At 39.3% G+C, this 6,156-nt stretch carries 7 protein-coding genes and 1 tRNA gene; all 8 read right to left on the bottom strand.

Annotation, left to right across the window (positions count from 1 at the left end; genetic code table 11):
- Positions 1 to 71: 71 nt before the first annotated feature.
- The 8 genes from GSF09_RS08080 to tsaD all read right to left on the bottom strand — a co-directional run bounded on the left by GSF09_RS08080 (position 72) and on the right by tsaD (position 6,106).
- Positions 72 to 155, bottom strand: a tRNA-Ser gene (locus GSF09_RS08080).
- 143 nt (positions 156 to 298) lie between these two features.
- Positions 299 to 883, bottom strand: a complete 585-nt coding sequence (locus GSF09_RS08075; RefSeq protein WP_236564861.1) for a hypothetical protein — start codon at positions 881 to 883, stop codon at positions 299 to 301.
- Positions 880 to 2,055 carry a class I SAM-dependent methyltransferase gene (locus GSF09_RS08070; protein WP_159800439.1) on the bottom strand — a complete coding sequence of 392 codons (1,176 nt, stop codon included), beginning with the start codon at positions 2,053 to 2,055 and terminating at the stop codon, positions 880 to 882. The genes GSF09_RS08075 and GSF09_RS08070 overlap by 4 nt, the downstream gene beginning before the upstream one ends.
- Position 2,056: 1 nt before the next feature.
- Complete coding sequence (locus GSF09_RS08065; protein WP_159800438.1) at positions 2,057 to 3,148, bottom strand: AI-2E family transporter; 1,092 nt, start codon at positions 3,146 to 3,148, stop codon at positions 2,057 to 2,059.
- A gap of 56 nt (positions 3,149 to 3,204) precedes the next feature.
- The gene (locus GSF09_RS08060; protein WP_159800437.1) at positions 3,205 to 3,711 is read right to left on the bottom strand and encodes a TrmH family RNA methyltransferase; all 507 of its coding nucleotides are present in this window, start codon (positions 3,709 to 3,711) and stop codon (positions 3,205 to 3,207) included.
- Positions 3,711 to 4,352 carry a DUF4159 domain-containing protein gene (locus GSF09_RS08055; protein WP_159800436.1) on the bottom strand — a complete coding sequence of 214 codons (642 nt, stop codon included), beginning with the start codon at positions 4,350 to 4,352 and terminating at the stop codon, positions 3,711 to 3,713. Before GSF09_RS08055 ends, GSF09_RS08060 begins: the two co-directional genes overlap by 1 nt.
- Before the next feature lie 24 nt (positions 4,353 to 4,376).
- Positions 4,377 to 5,081 (bottom strand): 16S rRNA (uracil(1498)-N(3))-methyltransferase, encoded by a 705-nt coding sequence (locus tag GSF09_RS08050; protein WP_159800435.1) that lies wholly within the window; start codon positions 5,079 to 5,081, stop codon positions 4,377 to 4,379.
- A gap of 2 nt (positions 5,082 to 5,083) precedes the next feature.
- Positions 5,084 to 6,106, bottom strand: a complete 1,023-nt coding sequence (gene tsaD / locus GSF09_RS08045; RefSeq protein WP_159800434.1) for a tRNA (adenosine(37)-N6)-threonylcarbamoyltransferase complex transferase subunit TsaD — start codon at positions 6,104 to 6,106, stop codon at positions 5,084 to 5,086.
- Between the last annotated feature and the right edge of the window lie 50 nt (positions 6,107 to 6,156).

Raw genomic sequence — 6,156 nt, 5'->3', positions numbered from 1 at the left:
GATTCGAACCTGCGACCTCCTGGTCCCAAACCAGGCGCGATGACCGGGCTACGCTACACCCCGAAAAGAAGCGGAGAGACAGGGATTCGAACCCTGGCGACGGTTGCCCGCCGACAGATTAGCAATCTGCTCCGTTACCACTCCGGCACCTCTCCTTTCCCGCTTAAAAAGATAGCTTTTATCCTTTTTTGCGGTTGCAAATGTAACTTTTTTATATTAATAACTGCAAGTATTTTTAAAGGTTTTTTAAATTTTTTTAAATGATAATTTAAAACCCGTTAACAATCAGTATATAGCATTATTTTATGCATTTAAGATAATCTATAAAAAATGATTCAGGATTGTATTTTTGCCCGTTGGAAGAGTTTTCAATTTCTTTGCGTATAGGATAATCCACCGTCTCGGATGCATATTTAACCCGCATGAAGGTAATGGGTGATTGTTCAAGTTCCTCAAACGAGCCTTTTGTAAACAGGAATGAGCCGGTTAGTATCCTTATATTATTTTTTTCAGTTTCGTCATATATAAGGCCGGAACATTGCTCATCAAGCGCATATATCAGTGTTATAATTTTGCCATTCATTAGCTGCAAGTATATCCTGGAGGCTTTATCAAGGCAGTACATTTTGGGGAAGTCCTTACTTTTTGACAGTTGCTGAAAATTAAGTATTGGTACCCCTTCGCTGTTGGTCAGGGAAAAGAAAAGGAATTGCGATGTACCTGCAAATGTTTTTTCATACAATAAATATTCCTTTGTTGATTTAAGCTGTTTGCCTTCCTCGGTTTCCATTACGGTGTATTCACATTCCTTTTGGGCAAAAACAGTAAATGATGTAAGTAGGGTTATTAGTAAAAGTATTCGCTTCATTATGCAGTTATTCATATTTTGGCGCAAAGTAATACTATTTTCTCATTTTGCCTATTGGTAGTAAAAAAAGCATATATATCGCCGCCGTCTTTAATTTTCCATTTTTTTTGCAATTCATCTGCACTTAAAGGAAAGTTGCGTGTGCTTATATTCATTTTTTTTCCTTCAATATGTTTTTTTATTTCAGCTTTGGTGTAAGGTACTATATTATTTACTGCAAAGCACCTGCCCGGAAATGCAATATGTTTATCTGAAGTATATAAATGGCTGTGCTGATGCAGTTTTTCTATTGAGAAATGTACAGAAACAGTGTTAAATGCCCCCGATTTCATTATGGCGCTATTGGGTTCATACAGGTACTTTTTAGGTAAGCCATACTGCGCTTCGGCTTCTGTCCCCATTATCGTTGCAAATGTGTTTTCTGCACCTTTGTTAATGTCTATGGTTTCCAGCATAGGGGAGCCTTTATACCCTTTTTCAAGTATCCATAGTAATTCTTTTACTTCATTATTAATCGCAACTACATGGATAGCCTTAACGGAATGCAATTCCCTAAGCCCGGCTGATATATCCAGTAAGGGAGCAGTTTTTATCATGATATTATGTGCAAACCTGAAATAAAAATCCAGTAAATAGGGTACATCAGGCAGGCAATCTTTAAGCATAAATACTTTGCCTTTGGCATCATGTCGGCGGGAGGGGTCTATATACAACCAGTCCCACTGGCGGTTTAGCAGCCTGAGTGCGTCAGTGCTATCCCCCGGTACACACTGAATGTTATCTGCCCCAAGCTCCTTAAAATTATGTGCGGCAATAGCAGATAGCTCAAGGTTAAGTTCGCAATGGGCAACTTCATTAACTTTTTTTGAAAAATAATAATCATCTATGCCAAAGCCACCCGTAAGGTCAATAAGGCTGTGGCCTGATATAAGCGATGCCTTATATCGGGCGGCAACTTCAGAGGATGTTTGCTCTACCGAAGTTTTGGAGGGATAAATTATATTTTTGGCAGTGTACCATGTAGGTAACTTTGTTTTTGCTTTTCCCCTTGCTGCAACCTGGTTTATTACCTCGGTCCATTCAATATATGGAAAGGGATTTTTTTTAAGGGCAAGCTGTGTTGCAGGTATGCCTTCATTTTTTATTATAAATTCCTGAATTTCGGGTTCAAGCAGTTTTGGGTTCAATTTAAATGTCTTTTGTTAGCATCCTTACTACAGGGTTGTTGGGGAAAAATTCTTTTGCTACAACCTTTATCACCGTATAAAGCGGCACAGCTACAATCATGCCCATAATGCCAAATACAAAACCGCTGGCCAATATAACCAGGAATATTTCAAGCGGATGGGAATTTACACTGTTGGAAAATATAAGCGGTGCACTTACATTATTATCAATTACCTGTGCAATGCTGTAGCCAATTACAACATACAGGGTTGTAGAGAGCATATCGCCCTGGGCATCTGGGGCTATAAAGCCAAGCATGGTTAAAATTATAACAAGTACAGTTGCAATAAGCGGGCCTATGTAAGGTATAATATTTAGGAAAGCTGTTATAAATGCAATTATAAATGCATTTTCCACACCAAAAATAAGCAGTACAATAAGGTATAGGATAAAAAGTATTGTCATTTGCAGTATAAGCCCGATAAAATAGCGGCTTAACAGATGGTTTATCTTTTCAAATGAGTTCAGTATCTTTTCTTCATGCGCGTCCGGTAAAAGCTTGCGTGCACTTTGGAGGAACAGTTTTTTATCTTTAAGGAAAAAGAAACTGATAAATACTACCGAAGCAACCCCAACACCAAACCCGCTTAAAGCTCCCAATAAGGAATTGATAAAATTTGGAATAAAATTAAAGTTAAGGCTTGACGTCAGGTCAGAGTCATTCAATAATTTTTGGGTATCAATATTATGGTCAGAAAAATAACTGTTTATCCTGTCTATAAGCTGTGTTACATCCTGCTCCAGTTGGGCTGTGTTGAGCAAGGAAAGGTTTTCACTCTGCGATATTATTAAAGGAACAAAAAGCATTACAAAACCTATAAGCACCAAAATAAAAAAAAACAGCGTAACAATTACAGCCAGAAGGTGCGGAAACTTAAGCTTGCGCTTAAAAAAGCGTATAACCGGTGAGGCAATCATGCTTACTATTAACGCAATTAGCAGGTAAATAATAACTGCTTTTATTTTATAAAGGAATAATACTGCTATATATAAGGCAAGGGCAATGCCTAAAGCCCTTAATATGCCATTAGCAATAGTTTTTGATGTAATCATACCCGGTTAGTTTAGTACCCCAATGTAAGAAAAAAAAATAATCCGATGTACCAATATTACTGCATTTTACTTGTAATATCATATAAGGCTACGCCAACAGCCTGCACCACATTCATGCTGCTGTTATTGCCAAACATTTCTATATGTGCAATTTGGTTTGCGTGCTTTAAAAGCACACTGTTTATCCCTGAAACCTCGCCACCGGCAATAAGGGCGACAGGTTTATTTGATGGCACATTTATTTTGGGGAGGGGAGTGCTGTTTTCGGTTATTTCCAGTGCAACAATTTCATAATTACCGCCAGATAAATAGCTGATAGCCTCTTCATGGTTTTTTATAACCAAATGTTCAACCATTAAGTGAGTATTCCGTGAAGTACGGTTTATTTTTCTGGGTGTAAGGGCAACCTCGCCTATAAAAATAATCTTTTCAACGCCAAAGGCTTCGGCTATGCGGAACAACGAGCCAATGTTAGGCTGAAATGTTATCCCGTCGCAAACCAATATCAGCGGAAATTTCCTTTTTTGGAAAAAGGTTTCGTGATGATTTAGCTGCCTTGGCATTAATTATTAAAAGCGTAATGAACAATATTAGCTCCCATTTTAAGGGCTTTTTCCCTCACTTCACGCGGGTCGTTATGTACTTCCTGGTCTTCCCAGCCGTCGCCGAGGTCGGTTTCCAGTGTGTATAAAAGCACCAGCCTGCCTTCGGCAAAAATTCCCCATGCCTGCGGAGCCTTGTTGTCGTGCTCATGTATTTTAGGCAAACCCTGCGGAAAAGAAAACGGGCCTTTAAAAATTTCATGGCTTGAAGGAACGGCAAGCAGTTCCTTATCGGGGAATATTTTTTTTATTTCTTTCCTTATAAATTTATCCATGCCGTAGTTGTCGTCTATATGCAGAAAGCCGCCACCGTTGAGGTAATTGCGAAGGTTGGCAACATCATTATCATTAAAAACAACATTGCCATGCCCTGTCATGTGTATAAAGGGGTACGAAAACAGGTCGGCACTTCCGGCTTCTACAGTGGCAATGCGCGGACTTATCTTTGTGTTGATATTAGCATTGCAAAATTTGGCAAGGTTGGGTAATGAAGTAGGGTTGCCATACCAGTCGCCACCACCGGAATATTTTAATACGGCTATTTCCTGCGCTATTATAAAAGCGGGCAGTGATAAAAGAAATAAACAGATAATCTTTTTCATATAAACAAAGATAATGAACTAAAACTATTCATTCACAAAAGCTACACTGTGTGCAGCCACAACAGCGGCAGTTTCTGTACGCAGGCGTGTATTGCCTAATGAAACAGGTATATAGCCCTTTTGTAAAGCCAACTCAATTTCTTTTGTAGAAAAATCGCCTTCAGGACCTATAAGTATGGTGATTTTGTGTTTAGGCTGTATTTCTGTTTTCAACAGTTTTTTATCAGTTTCCTCGCAGTGGGCTATAAAAAGCTGTCCTTCCTTTTCCTGTTCTATAAATTTGTTGCAGGGTACAGGCTCATTAAGTTTTGGGAGATAATACTGTAATGACTGTTTCATGGCACTTTGCAGTATCTTTTCAAAACGTTCTGCCTTGAAAACTGTACGCTCGGAATGCTCACAGATTATTGGTGTAATTTCACTTATGCCTATTTCGGTAGCTTTTTCTAAAAACCATTCGTAGCGGTCGTTCATTTTAATGGGTGCAACCGCAAGGTGCAGGTAATAGGGTAGTGGCTCATGCTGTTTGACCTCCAGTATTTTCACCTCACATTTTTTATCATTGGCAAAAACTATCTCAGATGTGAAAAGAGTACCTAAGCCGTTTGTAATCTGTATTTTATCACTTTCTTTTTTACGCAGCACTTTAACTATATGCCTGCTTTCCTCTTTATCAAAAGTAAAGCTGTTGCTGCCGGGTTGTATGTCAGGATTGTAAAATAACTGCATAATTAAAGTGCTATACGTGCCTTTGATACCACAGAGAAATCGTTAAACATTTGCTCCAGGTATTTATGATAGCCTACAATGCCTATCATAGCGGCATTATCGGTAGTATATTCAAATTTAGGTATAAAGGTTTTCCAGCCATATTTTTTTTCGGCTTCTTTCATGGCGTTGCGTATGCCGCTATTGGCAGATACCCCACCGCCTATGGCTACCTGCTTTATGCCTGTGTCTTTTACGGCCTGTTTTATTTTATCCATTAATATTTTTATAATGGTATATTGTATGGAAGCACAAATGTCTTTCATATTATTTTCAATAAACGTGGTATCTTCGGCAGTGCGTTTTTGTACAAAGTACAATATCTGCGTCTTTAATCCGCTAAAGCTAAAGTTAAGCCCAGGTACATTGGGTTTGGTAAATGGAAAAGCCTTTGGGTTTCCTTCCTGCGCATATTTATCTACCAACGGCCCACCCGGGTAAGGGAGCCCAAGTATTTTGGCACTTTTATCAAAAGCCTCACCCACAGCATCATCAGTAGTTTCACCTATAACCTCCATATCAAAATAGCTATTGACTTTAACTATCTGGGTATGCCCGCCGCTTATAGTAAGGGCAAGGAAAGGAAATTCAGGTTTGTCATAACCCTCCTCATCTATAAAATGGGCAAGTATATGTGCCTGCATATGGTTTACCGCAATTAGCGGGATATTTAAAGCCTGTGCCATTGATTTAGCAAAAGAACTGCCCACAAGCAAGGATCCCATGAGTCCCGGCCCCTGTGTAAATGCAATAGCATTTAATTGGTTTCGGCTTATGTTTGCCTTGTTTAAAGCAACATCTACCACAGGTACAATGTTTTGCTGGTGCGCACGCGAAGCAAGCTCAGGCACAACACCGCCATATTCCTCATGAACCGACTGCCTTGCCACAACATTTGACAGTACTTTGCCGTTTTGCAATACAGCAGCGGCTGTGTCATCGCAGGAACTTTCAATAGCTAATATATAAATAGGCTGTTCTGTCATAACTAAGGCATGGAATTTGAGTTTTAAAAATGGCCTGCCTCGGGCTTTGC

Origin of the sequence: Flavobacterium sp. MK4S-17, from assembly GCF_009848495.1 — a bacterium.
Classification (GTDB): domain Bacteria; phylum Bacteroidota; class Bacteroidia; order Flavobacteriales; family Flavobacteriaceae; genus Flavobacterium.
The sequence above is the reverse complement of the archived record's forward strand: the minus strand, read 5'-3'. Positions and strand labels throughout refer to the sequence as shown.